This is a genomic window from Streptomyces sp. FH025 (assembly GCF_017427025.1).
In the GTDB taxonomy this organism is placed as follows: Bacteria; Actinomycetota; Actinomycetes; order Streptomycetales; family Streptomycetaceae; genus Kitasatospora.
Genome location: NZ_JAFLNG010000121.1, coordinates 1 through 14,730, shown reverse-complemented (window position 1 = coordinate 14,730; position 14,730 = coordinate 1). Strand labels below are relative to the sequence as shown.

At 71.5% G+C, this 14,730-nt stretch carries 14 protein-coding genes and 1 pseudogene; 10 read left to right on the top strand and 5 right to left on the bottom strand.

All coding sequences use genetic code 11. The features are described from left to right. Both J0670_RS11965 and J0670_RS11960 read left to right on the top strand, forming a co-directional pair. Positions 1-1,346, top strand: a 1,346-nt coding sequence (locus J0670_RS11965; protein WP_207811484.1) for an amidohydrolase, incomplete at its 5' end; no start/stop codon positions are given. Between the two features lie 31 nt (positions 1,347-1,377). Continuing rightward, positions 1,378-2,151 carry a LuxR family transcriptional regulator gene (locus tag J0670_RS11960; RefSeq protein ID WP_207811483.1) on the top strand — a complete coding sequence of 258 codons (774 nt, stop codon included), beginning with the start codon at positions 1,378-1,380 and terminating at the stop codon, positions 2,149-2,151. Positions 2,152-2,192: 41 nt separating this feature from the next. On the opposite strand, the gene J0670_RS11955 is transcribed toward J0670_RS11960, so the two are convergent. Further along, positions 2,193-3,041, bottom strand: a complete 849-nt coding sequence (locus tag J0670_RS11955; protein WP_207811482.1) for an NAD(P)H-binding protein — start codon at positions 3,039-3,041, stop codon at positions 2,193-2,195. A gap of 318 nt (positions 3,042-3,359) precedes the next feature. Continuing rightward, positions 3,360-6,062: a hypothetical protein gene (locus tag J0670_RS11950; RefSeq protein ID WP_207811481.1), complete on the bottom strand. Its 2,703-nt coding sequence runs from the start codon at positions 6,060-6,062 to the stop codon at positions 3,360-3,362. A 431-nt stretch (positions 6,063-6,493) separates the two neighbouring features. Here J0670_RS11950 and J0670_RS11945 point away from each other — a divergent pair, with 431 nt between their 5' ends. Beyond that, the gene (locus tag J0670_RS11945) at positions 6,494-7,594 is read left to right on the top strand and encodes a D-TA family PLP-dependent enzyme (protein WP_207811480.1); all 1,101 of its coding nucleotides are present in this window, start codon (positions 6,494-6,496) and stop codon (positions 7,592-7,594) included. Between the two features lie 393 nt (positions 7,595-7,987). Here the strand turns inward: J0670_RS11945 and J0670_RS11940 are convergent, their stop codons facing one another. Beyond that, positions 7,988-8,449 (bottom strand): hypothetical protein, encoded by a 462-nt coding sequence (locus J0670_RS11940; protein WP_243436898.1) that lies wholly within the window; start codon positions 8,447-8,449, stop codon positions 7,988-7,990. Between J0670_RS11940 and J0670_RS39865 the strand changes: the two genes are divergently transcribed. Further along, positions 8,433-8,918, top strand: coding sequence for an integrase core domain-containing protein (locus J0670_RS39865; RefSeq protein ID WP_207811479.1), 486 nt, complete (start codon positions 8,433-8,435; stop codon positions 8,916-8,918). The genes J0670_RS11940 and J0670_RS39865 overlap by 17 nt on opposite strands. Before the next feature lie 13 nt (positions 8,919-8,931). On the opposite strand, the gene J0670_RS11930 is transcribed toward J0670_RS39865, so the two are convergent. Together J0670_RS11930 and J0670_RS11925 are read right to left on the bottom strand one after the other, a co-directional pair. Beyond that, positions 8,932-9,090: a hypothetical protein gene (locus J0670_RS11930; RefSeq protein ID WP_207811478.1), complete on the bottom strand. Its 159-nt coding sequence runs from the start codon at positions 9,088-9,090 to the stop codon at positions 8,932-8,934. A 172-nt stretch (positions 9,091-9,262) separates the two neighbouring features. Beyond that, on the bottom strand, positions 9,263-9,694 hold the full coding sequence (locus J0670_RS11925) for a hypothetical protein (RefSeq protein ID WP_207811477.1): 432 nt from the start codon (positions 9,692-9,694) through the stop codon (positions 9,263-9,265). An 88-nt stretch (positions 9,695-9,782) separates the two neighbouring features. Between J0670_RS11925 and J0670_RS11920 the strand changes: the two genes are divergently transcribed. The 6 genes and pseudogenes from J0670_RS11920 to J0670_RS11900 form a co-directional block, all read left to right on the top strand. Then, positions 9,783-10,454 (top strand): sigma-70 family RNA polymerase sigma factor, encoded by a 672-nt coding sequence (locus tag J0670_RS11920; protein WP_307806489.1) that lies wholly within the window; start codon positions 9,783-9,785, stop codon positions 10,452-10,454. Next, positions 10,451-10,936 carry a DUF427 domain-containing protein gene (locus tag J0670_RS11915; RefSeq protein ID WP_207811476.1) on the top strand — a complete coding sequence of 162 codons (486 nt, stop codon included), beginning with the start codon at positions 10,451-10,453 and terminating at the stop codon, positions 10,934-10,936. The genes J0670_RS11920 and J0670_RS11915 overlap by 4 nt, the downstream gene beginning before the upstream one ends. A gap of 81 nt (positions 10,937-11,017) precedes the next feature. Further along, a pseudogene (locus tag J0670_RS40230) lies at positions 11,018-11,665 on the top strand (MerR family transcriptional regulator); the annotation flags it as partial. A 132-nt stretch (positions 11,666-11,797) separates the two neighbouring features. Next, a complete protein-coding gene (locus J0670_RS40225) occupies positions 11,798-12,448 on the top strand; it encodes a B12-binding domain-containing protein (protein WP_307806490.1) in 651 nt (216 codons plus the stop codon). A gap of 293 nt (positions 12,449-12,741) precedes the next feature. Then, positions 12,742-14,070 carry an NAD(P)/FAD-dependent oxidoreductase gene (locus J0670_RS11905; RefSeq protein ID WP_207811485.1) on the top strand — a complete coding sequence of 443 codons (1,329 nt, stop codon included), beginning with the start codon at positions 12,742-12,744 and terminating at the stop codon, positions 14,068-14,070. Between the two features lie 5 nt (positions 14,071-14,075). Next, the coding region (locus J0670_RS11900; RefSeq protein ID WP_207811486.1) for a DUF1365 domain-containing protein at positions 14,076-14,730 on the top strand (655 nt) is incomplete at its 3' end.

The following is a 14,730-nucleotide window of genomic DNA, read 5'->3' as shown; positions in this document are numbered from 1 at the left end:
ACACCGGCTACCTCGACGAGTGCGTCCTGGATCCGTCGCGGCGGCCCTCGCGGCGCGACCTCGATGCCGTGAGCCCGGACCACCCCGTCGTCCTGTACTCCTTCTCCGGGCACGCGACCTGGGTCAACTCCAAGGCCCTGGAGCTCATCGGGATCGACCGGCACACCGTCGCACCGCCCGGCGGCGAGATCGTCGTGGACGAGACCGGGGAGCCCACCGGGCTGCTCCACGAGGGGGCCCAGGCCCTCGTCCAGAACGCGCTGCCGCCGCTCAGCCGGCAGGAGCGGACCGATGCGATCAGGTCGACCCTCGCCACGCTCGCCCGGCTCGGTGTGACCAGCTACACCGAGCCCGGGCTCGGCCCCGGCGGTGCCGGCATCATGCGGGGCACGCTCGGCGCGGAGACCCTCGACGTCTACCGCCGACTGCTGGCCGACGGCGAACTGACCGCCCGCGTCGGCGTCCTGCTCCTGCCCACCGGAATGGCGAGCACCACCGAGGAGTTCGCCCGAGGCCTCGCGGCCCTCGACGATGCCGCTGACGCGGATCCGCGCCGCCTCGCGATCCACGGGATCAAGGTCTTCGCCGACGGCGTCGTGCCCAACAAGACGGCCTGGATGCACGAGCCGTACGTCGGCGGCGGTTGCGGATCCCTGTGCGTCGGCGGCGGGACCGACGCCGAGCGGACCGCCGAGATCGCCGCCATGATCCGGCTCGCCCACACCGCCGGGCACCAGCTGGGCATCCACGTCACCGGCGACAGGGCCAACGACACCGTCGCGGACGCCCTCGCCGCGGCCATGGCCGAGCACCCGCGGCCCGACGCCCGCCACTACGTCATCCACGGCGACTTCCTCACCGCGCACAGCATGCAGGTGCTGGCCGCGCACGGCTTCGGGGTCAACATGAACCCCACCATCAAGTGGACCGTCGCCGACATGGAGGAGGAGTTCGTCGGCGCCGAGCGGGCCGCGTACGCATGGCCCTACCGCGATGCCATCGACGCCGGCGTGCGGGTCGCGAGCGGGTCGGACGCCCCCGTCACGTACCCGGACTGGCGCCAGGGCGTCGCCACCATGATGCTGCGCGAGTCGAAGGCCGCCGGCAGGGTCAGCGGTCCCGAGCAGTGCATCGGCCTGGCCGAGGCGATCCGCACCTACACGATCGACGCGGCCTGGCAGGACTTCGCCGACGACTGGAAGGGTTCCCTGGAACCGGGCAAGGTCGCCGACCTCTGCGTGCTCGACGGGGACCTGCTCACCGCCGACCCCCGCGACATCCCGAACATGCCCGTCGTCCTCACCGTCATGGACGGCCTGGTCGTGCACGACACCCTTCGCGATTGACGCACTCCGGTTACATGATCATCCTTGGGGGATGGCACCGGAGCGGAGCAGGTCGGACATCCTGGACGCGGCCGTCCACGTCCGCGAGGCCGCCAGGAGCGCCACGGCCGGCACGACCGGCTTCGACACGGTCCTGGCGGCACTGTCGGAGGTGATGGAGTACGACCACGCCTCCCTGTCCCGATGGGATCCGTTGCACCGGCGCCACACCACCCTGGCCGGGAGCTACCCGGACGACGCCACGGCCTACATCGAGACCCGCCTCCACCACGACCCGGTGTTCCCCGTGCTCCGCAGTCCCGACCGAGGCGGCCTCTGGCTCGGGGACGTCCCCCAGCAGCTGCTGGCGGCGTCCCCGGGCTTCCGGAAGGTGCTGTGCCCCCTCGGCATCGAGGACGGCGTGGCCCAGTGCCTGTTCGCCGCCGACGGCCGGTACGTCGGCATGCTGAACGTCAGCACCCGTCAGCGGCGGCGCACGCCCGATCCGGCACGTGCCGTGGTCACCCTGCTCACCGAGGCCCTCGCGGCGGCCGTCGCCCCCCACACGGGCCGGCAGCCCGGGCAGGCCACCGCAGCCGACCCCACCGCCAACGCGCCCCGGCCCGGCGGACTCTCACCACGGGAACTCCAGGTGCTGGCCGAACTGACCGCCGGCCGCACCAACCGGGAGATCGCCGAGCGGCTGTACATCACGCCCCGCACCGTGGGGACCCACATCGAGCACATCCTCGCCAAGCTCGACCTCCCCAACCGCGCGGCCGCCGCCGCCCAAGCCGCGGCCTGGGGAATCGAACCCTCCCGCTGACGCGAACCCGGCAGCACGATGCCGCACCGGGGCGCCGGGGCTCAGCGGAAGGCGTCGACGTGGCGTTCGCACCAGTCGCGGAAGGTCCTGGGGGCTGTTCCGGTGATGTTCTCGACGTCGTCGGTGACGAATCCGGCGCGGCCGGTGCGGAGGAACGCGTGCAGGCGTTCGAGGAGGTGTGCCTCCTCGGGCGAAGTTCCTCGCCGAATGGCGGCCTGGGCGAACTCGTGGGGAGTGATGTCCTCGAAGTCGATCGAACGCCCGGTCACCTCGGCGATGATCTCGACCTGCTCGCGCGCGGTCAGGCCCTCCGGACCGGTGAGGAAGTATCCCTTCCCCACGTGGCCGTCCTGGGTGAGGGTGACCGTGGCGACGCGTGCGATGTCCTCCGGGTCGATCACACCGTGCCGGCCGTCACCGGCAGGGGAGACGACCTTGCCCGCACGGACGGAGTCGCGCCACCAGAGGGCGTTGGACGCGAAGGTGTTGGGCCGCAGGTAGGTCACACCGAGACCGGACTCGCGCAGGAGCTGCTCGCGAGCCGCGAGGGCGGCCCCCATGGGGTTATCCTCCAGCGGCAGCAGGCGCGCGCCGACGGACGAGAGCAGGACGATCCTCGGCACCGCCGCGTTCCGCGCGGCGTCGATCACCGTCCTGGTCTGCCCGCTCCCGCCTCCGGCCTGCATCAGGAAGACGGCCTCGACGCCCTGGACCGCGTTGGACACGCCGGCGGGGTCGTCGAGATCGCCGACGGCGAGCTCGACCCCCGCCGGGAGGCCGCCCGCCCGGGAGGGGTCGCGCACCAGTGCCCGGACACCGTGGCCCCGCTCGTGCAGCTGCCGCGCGACGTGGCCGCCGACATTTCCTGTTGCTCCAGTGACCAGAATCATCGAACATTCCCCCTTCATGACGGCCGTGGAAGCCGCCGGCTTTGACACCCCGTCGACCTGTGCCTGGAGGGACCAGGGCGAGTCCTATCTGGAGCAAGCGTAAGACTGCTCCGTCGAATCGCAGGGACCCCACCAGCGTGGGCGAGATCCTCCGCTCCCCGGCGCCGATGGGCCTGAAACTGACCGGTCGCTCTGTCGAGGCGCGCAAGATCACCCGCGACGCGAAGGGCCTGCCCCGGCTGGCCGACCCTCTGTTCACGAAGGAGGAGTGGGCCGCGCGCGAGCGGGCTGTCCCGAAGTCCGTGTGCCGCTGTCGACTCAGCGGTGACGCCACAGCGAGTGGAGTCGCAAGACGTCCATCTGCCAGTGTTGGCGGAGTCCGTTCCGTGGGTGCGGGAGCTCCCTGCCGAGTGCCAGCGCGACCTCGCGGTAGACCGCGGTCGGGGTGTGGTCCCCCGTCACGACAAGGGCGGACAGCAACGGCTCGCCGGCCGGCGTGTCACCGTCGATCCGGGTGAGCAACTCACGCTGCTCGAAACCCTGGAGCCGGGGCAGGTCGCGATTCAACCGGCGGGCGATTCCCGACCAGGTGATGGTGGATTGGTGACGGGCGACCTCACGGAGGACGTGCCCCACGGCCCCGGCGAGTTCGCTGAGCGCGGTCTCCGGGAGGGGGCGGTTCTGTGCCACCTCCCCGGGCGTCTCCTCGGGCGCCTCCTCGGCCGCCGCCCGGGCCTCCTCGGTCGCCGTGGTGGGGGCGGCGGGTTCGGGGCGCGGGGAGGCCGGTCCTGTCACAGGAGCCTGCTGTCGGGAGCAGATGTCGAACAGTTCCTGAAGATCCTGCGGAACACCGCCGATGAGCCTGCGCCGGAGGATCCTGGCGTGGGCGAGATCGCTTCGCAGGGCGAGTTCGTCCCCGTTGTCTCCCGCCCGGAGGGCGTTCTCCAGCAAGCCGCGGATGCGGGCCCGGAGGTCGTCCTCCTCGCGCGAACCGATCCACTTGTGCAGGTCCCTCAGCAGCCGTCGAAGCGCCTTGGCCGTCGAGCCCGGCACCCCGGGTGCGCCGAGGGCGCGTGCCGACTCCTCACGGACCGCGGTCGCGGCGGACACGTCGTCCGCGGCCTTGGCCTGCGCGAAACGGGACACCAGGTCGGCGGCCCGGGCGGCGTGGCCGGACGAGGGGTGATCCGCCTGGCGGGCGGCCGGGATCCCGGCCTGCCGCGTTCCGGCGGCGTTTTCGGTCTCAGCGATGGGTGCGGGCCGGTCGGCGGTCTCGACCTTGCCGATGTCTTCCGCCCCGGTGGCCCGATCGGGCCGGGTGGGGCGGCTCCCCGAGCCGGGTGCGCCCGTCCGGCCGGTGACCGTGGTTCCCGTGGATCGGGCCGCACCGTTGCGGGTGGCCGCCGGTTGCGCCTGGACGGTGTGCCCGAGCACCCTGGCGAATTCTTCGAGGAGAGTGGCACCGGGCAGCACGACGACGCCCCTGGCACGGGCCGTCTCGAAGTCGTGCAGCTGTCGTTCCGCCTGCTGGATCGCGGTGTCCAGTCGTTCCGCCCGCCTGCCTTGGGTACGGGGCCGGAGGTCCCGGGCCTCGCGCAGCACCCGCCGTAGCTCCCGGACCTTCGACGGTTCCGAGTCGTCGGGCCGGGAGCGCGGCGTGGCGCCCGAGGTCGGTGCGGATCGGTAGTGGTCGTGGGCCGCTCGGACGGCCCGCTCGCACCAGTGCTGGAAGGCGGCTTCCGGCACCGGTATATCCGCGTCCAACTGGCGCAGCACGGTTCGCAGGTAGGGGAGGACGCGTCCGGACCGGCCCTGGACCAGGACGCACAGCGGGGCCCGGCCCGGGTGGAGCGGTCGGTCGACCTCGACCAGGAGGGAGCGCCGTTTCGGGTCGGGTAGGTGTGACAGATCGAAGTGGGCCCGGTGGGAGAGGTCCTCCCATGAGGTGGTCTCTCCCGCGCGGGCGACCCTGATCAGCACCTGGCGGAGGAGTTCTGCCAGAGGGCTGCGCGGGGCATCGTCAGGTCCGGTCTCGACCCGGGTCGGTGCCGCCTTCGGCGTGGCCGGGGCCGGCGGGCGAGTGGCCGCAACCTCCTCCAGGGCGACCTCGGGGCGCCAGAGGCCGGTCCGTTCGGCTTCCAGCCCGGACAGGCGGGTGAGACCGTCGGCACGGACGGCCCAGCCGGTGTTCCCTCCGGAGTCGTCGAGGTCGTCGACCAGCAACCGGGCCACCCCGTTGAGCCGGTAGACGTACTGCTCGGTGGGGGTCGGCACGGCGTCGGGCAGCGAGACGTAGGAGCGGACGATCCGGCTGGCGGCCGCCTTCACGAACGCCGCGACCAGGTAGCGGCCGGGCACGGTGAAGTGCGACGCGGCCGGGGGAGTCGCGGTCGTGTCGACCGCGAAGACGATCTCCGCGCCCCGGAGCGGCAGGCTCGCGGGAAACGGGGTCTGTCCCACGGCGCGGGTGGGCAGCGAGCCCTCGGCCCGCAAGGTGTCCAGCGCGGGGGGAACGAGGCCGTCGCCGGTCATCCGGCACGACTCCAGCGGCGCCCACGGGATGGCCCCGGTACTGGCGGTCACCAGGCCGATCAGGACGCGGCGGTCGGTTCCCCGCGTCTCGCAGCGGACCCGCAGGGCGTAGCCGCGCCGGGCCACCATGTCGTTGACCACGACGCCGTCCCGACCGAAGACCCATTCGACCCTTCCGGTCTTCGCACCGAGGCTCTCCACGGCCCGCCGCCAGTTCCGGTAGTCGCCGGGGTGGAGCGCGAACCGCAAGTGCTGCTCGGTGGCGCGCAGCCAGAAGTCCACGGCGTCGCCGGGCCCGTGTCCCAGGCTGCGCAGGTCGGCCTGGGCCAGGTGCCCCTGGTCGGCCAGCCAGGCCTTCACATCGCGTTTGATGAAGAGGTGGTCGGCGCTCTCCACGCCGGTCGCGCTGCGATGGCAGGTGGGCTTGCTGCCGTCGCGGTCCGGGTAGTGGGAGAAGTGGCAGACCTTCCACTCGTACCGTTTGGTCATCAACTTCTCGCCACAGCCGCCAAGTTGGGTGCCGCACCAGAACTGGTCGGTTCCGAAATGACGCCGGAACTCGTCCAGATTGTGCGGCTCCTCGGGGGCGATGACGGGCCGGTCGGAGTCCGGGCCTCCGATGACGGCTGTCTGTACGCGCCGGCTGTCGACTGCTGCCACTGGGTTACCGCCCGATCGGTCCGTCGCCTGCTTGCGGCAGAGGATATGTCCGGGCTGACCGGCAGTCATCGCCGGTGCCCGAATCGTGACCCTGTGTACGAACCGGCGTGGAGTTCCATCTGCCCGACCGCCCGCTGCGACCGCACGTTCCCGGCCGGGTCCCGGAGTCCCCTGGTGGCGGTCGCCCTGCACGAGTTGCTCGAACCGATCCTCGTGGAGCGAGAATACGTCCGAAGAGATTCGAGTCGAGAAGGACAAAGATGAGCGGAATCCCGGTGGAGATCGACACCCCGGACATCATGGTCGACCTGGATGTGCTCGAACGGAACATCGAGCGCATGGCAGCGGCACTACGGGCCAAGGGCCTGCGGCTGCGCCCCCACGCGAAGACCCACAAGATGCCGGAGATCGCCGCGCGGCAGCTCGCGGCCGGGGCCGTCGGGTTGACGGTGGCGACCATCGGGGAGGCCGAGGTCTTCGCCGAGCACGGCGCCACCGACCTCTTCATCGCCTACCCGCTCTGGATCGGGCCCCGGCAGGCGGAGCGGCTGCGCAGGCTCGGCACCAGGGCCAGGATCGCGATCGGGACGGACTCCGTCGAAGCCGCCGAGGCGGCCGGCCGGCACCTCGGGGACGCGGCGGGCGACATCGAGGTCCTGGTGGAGATCGACAGCGGCCACCACCGCAGCGGTGTCCGCCCGGTTCAGGCCGTGGAGGTGGCCCGGGCGGCGGCCCGCGCCGGGCTCCGCGTCGGGGGAGTGTTCACCTTCCCGGGCCACGGCTACGCACCGGGCATGCCGGCGAAGGCGGCCGAGGAGGAGCAGCAGGCCCTCGGGCAGGCAGCCGAGCTGCTGGCCGCCGCAGGCTTCGAGGCCACGCGGGTGAGCGGCGGCTCCACTCCGACCGCGGAGCTGACCGGGACCTCGGCGATCACCGAGGCGCGGCCGGGCGTCTACGTGTTCGGCGACGCCCAGCAGCTCGAACTCGGGCGGTGCGCCGTGGAGGACATCGCGCTGACGGTCGCGGCGACCGTCGTCAGCCGGCACGAGGGAGACGACACCACGCCCCGGCGGGTCGTCCTGGACGCGGGCAGCAAGGTCCTCGGCGGTGACCGACCCGCGTGGACGACGGGCTTCGGCCGGCTCATGGACCACCCGGAAGCCCGCATCACGGCACTGTCCGAGCACCACGCCACCGTGCTCTGGCCCGAGCACACCGACCTTCCCGCGCTCGGCGAGCGGGTACGGGTGGTCCCCAACCACGTCTGCGTGGCGGTGAACCTCGTCGACGACGTCGCCGTGGTTAGCGACGGCAAACTCGTGGACCGGTGGCGCGTGGCCGCCCGAGGCAGGAACACCTGACCAGCGCGCCACCGTCGAGGCAGGCCAGGGGGCCTGGCCGTGATGCTCGGCGGTGCGCCCGCCCCCGCCACACCCACGGCAGGGGTGCCCGAAATCAGGCGGCTTGGACGGGACGGGCCCTGAGCCCGCAGTCCTACCAGCCGGGGCCTCCGTCAGCTCTGCGGCCACGAGAACAACCCCCGCGAGAGTGGGGTTGTTGTTCGGGAAGTGCGATGAGGTCTCTTCACCGGGGGCCTGGCTGCTGCTGAAGGGTGGCTCGGTGTGCGGCATGCCGCACACCCCTGCGTTCCGCGTAATTCAGTGGGCTGGAGAGTCGAATCCGGGGTCTGAGCTGGGCGGAGGTGCTTGTAACCGCCTGGAGGGCGTTTCTCTAGGCGGTCGCGTTTCGGCTGGTCAGCGGGTTGCGGGTTGAAGCGCGACGATCTGCCTGGGGGTGGGGGTCTGCAGCTTCGCGAGCAGGTCTCGCTGGGGCTTCGTCAGGGCGGTGACCTGCTGGAAGGTTCCGGTGGGGCCGGTGAAGGTGCCCAGGTGGAGGCGGTCGAGTTCGCGTCGGATGTGCGGCCAGGTGTCGCCGGTGGTGGTCTCGGTGATCCGGATCAGCAGGAGGGCCAGCCAGCACAGGATGACGTGGGCCCGGATGCGTTCTTCGAGGCGGTGGTAGACAGGCCGCAGGTCGATGATCTGCTTCATGTCCCGCCAGCCGCGCTCGACTTCCAGCAGCTGCTTGTATCCGAGCGCGATGTCCTCGGCGCTCAGGTGGGGGTCCGAGCAGCGCAGGAGGTACTTCCCGTCGAGGTTCTCCTCGGCCTCGATCTTCGCAGCCGAGCGGGCAGAAGAATTGATCCGCGAGACCATCGCGCGCAACGGCATCGTCCCCGAGACCGTGCACGCCGACCGAGGCACCTCGATGACCTCCAAGAAGGTCTCCCAGCTGCTGATCGGCCTCGGCGTCACCCGGAGTCACTCGCGCCCCAAGGTCTCCAACGACAACCCCTACAGCGAGGCCCAGTTCAAGACCACCAAGTACATGTCCGACTATCCCGAGCGGTTCGACTCCCTGGCCCACGCCCGCGAATGGTTCGACGCCTTCATCTCGTACTACAACCACGAGCACCGGCACTCGGGCATCGGCCTTCACACGCCCGCCAGCGTCCACTTCGGCACCACCGAGGAGATCCGAGACCAGCGGGCCGTCACCCTCGCCGAGGCCTACGCGCGCCACCCCGAACGCTTCGGCCGCCGCCCCAGACCACCCGAGATCCCGCAGACAGCGTGGATCAACGACCCCGCCAAGCGCAGGGAACCCGCACCACAAACCTCATAGCGTCACGACCGTCTCACTGGACTTGAAATCCTCCGAGCAACGCTGGCAGCGGATTCAAGACCAGCTCGACCAAGTCGGCCAACGCACCCGCGCCGAGACCGGTGCCGCCATCGCCTCGATCGACGCTTGCCTCGCCCGACTCGAGGCCCTCCGCCAGCAGCTCGCCGACCACCCGTGGAGCCCGAAGTAGCAGCCGTCCCGCCCCATCGGTCGCAATCCGCCGGGTTATCGCTCACCGTGCGGCGAAGACTCGACGCACTCAGCGATCACCGTCGAAGTCCGGGGCGGGATGTGGAACGGTGACGGTGCCCGGCCCCTCGGTCGGCCGGCAGACGTCGGGCGACTCACCGTTCGCCAGGGTCTGGTCGGTGCAGGAAGCGACTGTGGACACGCTGCTCAGGCCGGCGTTCCTCTGCCTCCGCGATGGCGTCGAGCACCTGCTGGTCAGCCCTGGTGAGCGGCGGCTGGAGCAGACTGCCGTAGAGGGCGGTCGCATGCCGTAGCTGATGTGCCACGAGATAGCCGCCGAATGCCTGGAGCACGGTCCAGGCCGGGCCGGCCGCGAGGCAGCCGGGCACCAGCGCCCGGAGTTGGATCTGGTGCGGGGTGAGGATGCGGAAGCGCAGCAGGTACAGGCCAATGTTCAGGGCCGCCGAAATGTTCCTCGGCGCGACACTCGAGGCCGATGAGATCGAGGCCGATGAGATCGAGGCCGACCATGACGCCAGCTCGGGCGGCTGGCGCAGTCGGCGGGAACAGGTGCAGCGGTGCCGCATCGTTTGACAGGGTCGGGTCCTCCCTTCGGAAAACGCTGCACAAACGCTTCGACTGGGCCTTGGTGCTGAATCGCTGCACCGTGGCCACGTGACCTCGCTCATCCGAAACCGTTTCGACCCGGATCTCGGCGGCAGGCAAGTGCCAGGTGCCGCGGTCCTGAGTCGTCTCCTGGAGCTGTCGGCGCACGGCGACGAAGGCGCGTTCGAGGTGCTGTACCACGCGGTTGCCGCACCTGTGTACGGAGTCGCCTTGCGCGCACTGCGCAGCCCCGCGCATGCCGAGGAAGTCGCCCAGGAGGTCTTGCTGGAAGTCTGGCGCACTGCGGCGGCCTACCGGCCGGAGCGCGGGCCGGTGATGACATGGGTGCTGACAATCGCGCACCACCGCGCAGTGGATCGTGTGCGCTCCGCCCAGGCGGCTGCCGAACGCGACCACCGTGTCGGGGTCCGGGAGCTGCCGAGCGATCCGCTGGAGGACCAGGTGGTCCGCTCGCTGGACCGGCTGCGGGTCAGGTCCGCTCTGGCCGATCTGAGCTCGGCGCAACGCGAGGCCCTGGTGCTGGCTTACTACGGCGGGTACTCGCATCGGGAGATCGCGCAGAGGACCGGCGTGCCGCTGGGTACCGTCAAGACCCGGATCCGAGATGGCCTCATTCGGCTCAGGGCCGCCTTCGAGCTTGAACGCGACCGCCCTTACGCGGAGGAAGTTCCGGCTGGACGGTGGCCTGGGTCCGGCCGTGTCGCGGGGGCGGGGCGATGACGGCGGCAGGTCGCGGTGCGGAGTCGGTGTGGGACTACCCGCGGCCTCCGGTGGTCCGGTCCGCTCGCGGCCGACTGGTCGAGGTCCGGTTCGGCGGGCGGGTGGTGGCCTCCTCGACGCACGGGGTCCGGGTGCTGGAGACCAGCCACCCGCCGGTGTTCTACCTGCCGCCCGCCGACATCGCCACCGAACTGCTGGCGCCGGCCGAGGGCGTGAGTTTCTGCGAGTGGAAGGGGCGGGCCTGCTACTGGGATCTGCGGGTGGGGTCCCGCTGGGCGGTACAGGCGGCGTGGAGCTATCCGCAGCCGCTTCCCGGGAACCGGGAGCTGAGCGGCATGCTGGCGTTCTATCCGGAGCGGGTGGACCTGTGCACCGTCGACGGGGAGGCTGTGCGCGCTCAGGAAGGCGATTTCTACGGTGGGTGGATTACCGGGGAGATCACCGGTCCGTTCAAGGGTGGGCCGGGAACCGTCGGATGGTAGCGACGTGCCGAGCGCTGCCGGCAGGTTCCGAGGACGGTGCGGAAACGCTGCGATTAGGTGCAGGGAGCCGGCAGATGCAGTATGAACACGTTGGCCACCGGGGATGCCGCAGGCCCGGAGGGATTCCGGGGTCTCGCAAAGGTTGGCGTCGGGTCCGCTCGAAACGCTCCGGTGCCTGGCAGCTTCTCGCATCCGGTGAGATCATCCGGAACACCGCCGACCGCGGGAGAACGTCATGACCATCGACCAACGGCTCCCCGTTCGAAAGCGTCCCGTTCCCGTGAGCCCTCTTACCGAGACACCCGAGTGCGAGGCGTCGACGTGCGCGGGCGTCTCCGCTCCGGAGTCGATCGAGCTGCACACGGCCTGGCCGGGCTGGATCCCGCTGCCGGTCGTTGCCGCCGTGGTGGTGTGCTGCGCGGGGTTCGCCGTGGGGAGGATCGCAGGATGGTGACTTCGTCGGCCGGCCGAGACACCGGTCGGCAGATCAGAGCGCAGTCCGGAGGCCCGGACTCGACGCCCGACCCGGTGGACAATGTCGGGCTGCCGACCGGCGGTGTGGCTCAGCGGTTGGGTGTGTCACCCGCGACGGTCCGCTCCTGGGAACGCCGCTACGGCATCGGCCCTGCCCACCGAGAGGCCGGACACCACCGCCGCTGGAGCCCTGGGGACATTGCCGTCCTGGAGACGATGTGCCGGCTGACGGCACGCGGGGTGCCTCCGGGCGAGGCGGCAAGGGCGGCCCTGGCCGAGCGCGACGTCTCCGTTCACGAGGACAGCCCGCGACCCGCTCTCCCCGAGCCGCAAACGGACTCACGGGGCGGCGAGGGGCTCGGTCACGGTCCCGGCGGAAACCGCGCCTTGCGGGTCGGGACGCTGCGCCCCGAATGCCGGGGCCTCGCCCGGGCGGCGGTGCGGCTGGATGCGCCGGAGGTTGCCCGGATCCTGAGGGAAGTGGTGGACGCGCTCGGGGTGATCGACGCGTGGACGGAGGTCATGATGCCCGCGCTGCGCGCTGCGGGCCGCAAGTGGGCGGCGGACGGCGAGCAGTACGTCGAGGTCGAGCACCTGCTGTCCTGGCACGTCTCCAGTGCCCTGCGGGGCGTGGCTGTCGGCGGGTCCACCGCCCGGCAGGCAAGGCCCGTCCTCCTGGCGGCGACGCCCCTCGAACTGCACACCCTCCCCATCGAGGCCACGGCCGCGGCGCTCACGGAGCGCGGAGTTCCGTTTCGCATGCTGGGCGCGGCCGTCCCGCCCCGGGCCCTGCTCGACGCGGTCCACCGGATCGGGCCGGCGGCCGTGATGATCTGGTCCCAGGACCAGCACACCGCAGACCGCGAGCTGGTGCGCAGGGTCGGCGACAGCATGTGGGGCCCGCGCGGCTCCCGCAGCGGGGCTCTGATGGTGGCCGCCGGTCCCGGTTGGGCCCGCAACAAGCCCCCGGCCTACGCAGCCCGCCCCCGCACCCTCGCGGACGCCGTCGACCTCCTCGAGCAGGCAGTCACGGCCTGATGTCCCGCCACCGCGCCACCGTCTCGTCTCTTGGCCCCCGGACCTGCTCAGCGCCCCCTCGGGAGCGCAGGTATGAGGCTGCGCGGGCGGTGCTGCGCCAGTGGTTGTCGTCGTGCAGCGTGGCGGAGAGCTTCGGGTAATGGAACCGGCACCCGGGTGCCGGGGACGGCCTGTCCCCGCTTCTCCCCGGGACGCGAAGTCGGGCCAATCCGGGCCGGTCTCGGTTCCGAAGAACCGGTGCAACGACCATGCGGGCCGCGTTTCGGCCCCCGTCGGGAGGGGCTCTCGTGAGCATGTTCGACACCGGTTCCACCGACCGGGCCGTAGCCGGAACGGGCGGCGGCGAGTGTCCGCGCAGGGTGGCGGTCGTGGGCTCCGGCGTCGCCGGGCTCACCGCGGCGTACGAGCTCTCCCGGGCCGGGGTAGAGATCGAGCTGTTCGAGGCCGACGGACGACTCGGCGGCCACGCCCACACTCAGCACGCGACCGCTCCGGACGGGCGGACACTGACGCTGGACACGGGGTTTCTCGTGCACAACGAGCGGACCTACCCCCACCTGGTACGACTGTTCCGGGAGCTCGGCGTCCGCACCCAGGACAGCGAGATGAGCATGTCTGTGCGGTGCGACGGCTGCGGCCTGGAGTACGCGGGCGCGAGGGGACCGGGCGGCCTGTTCGCCCGGCCCGACGTCGTGCTGCGCGGCCGGTACCTGCGCATGCTCGCCGAGGTCCCGCGCTTCCACCGGCTCGCCCGCCGCCTGCTCGCCGACCCGGGAGCGGGTGACCCGAGCCTGCGCGACTTCCTCGCCGCCGAGCGCTTCTCGCCGTACTTCGTGAGCCACTTCATGACCCCTGTGGTCTCAGCCGTGTGGTCCTGCGCCCCCGACCTGGCGGGCGACTACCCGGCCCGCTACTTGTTCGCCTTCCTCGACAACCACGGCATGCTCTCCGTGTCCGGCTCGCCGACCTGGCGCACCGTCGTCGGTGGCTCGCGCACCTACGTCGACAAGATCGCGGAGCGGCTGACCGCCGTCCACCGGTCCACCCCTGTTCGTACAGTGCGCCGGCACCCGGACGGTGTCACTGTGGTCTGCGCGGAAGGACGCCGTACCGAGGCCGACGCCGTCGTGGTCGCCACCCACGCCGACCAGGCACTGCACCTGCTCGCCGATCCGACGGACGCTGAGCTGGAGGTCCTCGGCGCCTTCACCTACTCGCGCAACCCGACCGTGCTTCACTGCGACCCCACGCTCCTGCCCACCGCGCCGTCGGCCCGCGGATCATGGAACTACCGGATGCCCCACTGCGCCGCCCCCTCTGACCGGGTGCGGGTCAGCTACCACCTCAACCGGCTGATGCGACTGGACACCGACGCCGACTACCTGGTCACGCTCAACGAGGACCAGCGGCAGCCGATCCCCGACCACCTGGTGGTCTCCCGCACCGTCTACGAGCACCCGGTGTACACCGCGCGCACGGTCGCGGCCCAGCGCCGGCTGCCCGAACTCGCGACCGTCCGCACCGTGTTCGCCGGCGCCTACCACGGCTGGGGGTTCCATGAGGACGGTTGCCGTTCCGGCGTCGAGGCCGCACACGCCCTGCTGGGGGTGAGCGTGCCGTGACCGCCCTGCCCGGACCGTGGGGCGCGGTCCTCTACGACACCCGGACCACCCACGTGCGCACCACGCCCCGGACACGGTCGTTCCAGCACCGCGGCTTCCTGTGGCTGGTGGACCTCGACCGCCTGCCGACCCTTCCAGGACCGCTGCGACCGCTGGCCCGGTTCCTGCCGCGCGACCACGCCCTCGACCCGGTCGGTGAGACGCTGACGTTCCGTCAGGACCTGCAGCGCTACCTCGCCGGTCACGGGGTCCGCCTCGGCGACGGGCAGGTGCTGATGCTCACCCAGGCCCGCTCGCTCGGGCACGTGTTCAACCCGCTCACCGTGTACTGGTGCCGCGATGAGGCGGGCCGTCCGCTGTGCACGGTCGCCGAGGTCCACAACACCTACGGCGGGCGGCACCGTTACCTGCTGCCACCCGATCCCGAAGGCCGCGGCGAGAGGGCCAAGGAGTTCTACGTCTCACCGTTCTTCCCCGTCGACGGTCGCTACACGATGGTGCTGCCCGAGCCGGGGACGCGCCTTCACCTGACCATCCATCTGGAGCGCCAGGGCGGGCGCGCCTTCACTGCCACCGTCCGCGGCACCGCGCGGCCGGCCGTCCCCGCCGCCCTGCTGCGCGCCGCGCTCACCCACCCGTTCGCCACCTGGGCCGTCAGCC

Coding starts and splice junctions, on each gene's coding strand:
- J0670_RS11960 (WP_207811483.1), top strand. CDS start 1,378: ATGGCACCGGAGCGGAGCAGGTCGGACATCCTGGACGCGGCCGTCCAC.
- J0670_RS11955 (WP_207811482.1), bottom strand. CDS start 3,041: ATGATTCTGGTCACTGGAGCAACAGGAAATGTCGGCGGCCACGTCGCG.
- J0670_RS11950 (WP_207811481.1), bottom strand. CDS start 6,062: ATGACCAAACGGTACGAGTGGAAGGTCTGCCACTTCTCCCACTACCCG.
- J0670_RS11945 (WP_207811480.1), top strand. CDS start 6,494: ATGAGCGGAATCCCGGTGGAGATCGACACCCCGGACATCATGGTCGAC.
- J0670_RS11940 (WP_243436898.1), bottom strand. CDS start 8,449: ATGGTCTCGCGGATCAATTCTTCTGCCCGCTCGGCTGCGAAGATCGAG.
- J0670_RS11925 (WP_207811477.1), bottom strand. CDS start 9,694: ATGCGGCACCGCTGCACCTGTTCCCGCCGACTGCGCCAGCCGCCCGAG.
- J0670_RS11915 (WP_207811476.1), top strand. CDS start 10,451: ATGACGGCGGCAGGTCGCGGTGCGGAGTCGGTGTGGGACTACCCGCGG.
- J0670_RS11905 (WP_207811485.1), top strand. CDS start 12,742: ATGTTCGACACCGGTTCCACCGACCGGGCCGTAGCCGGAACGGGCGGC.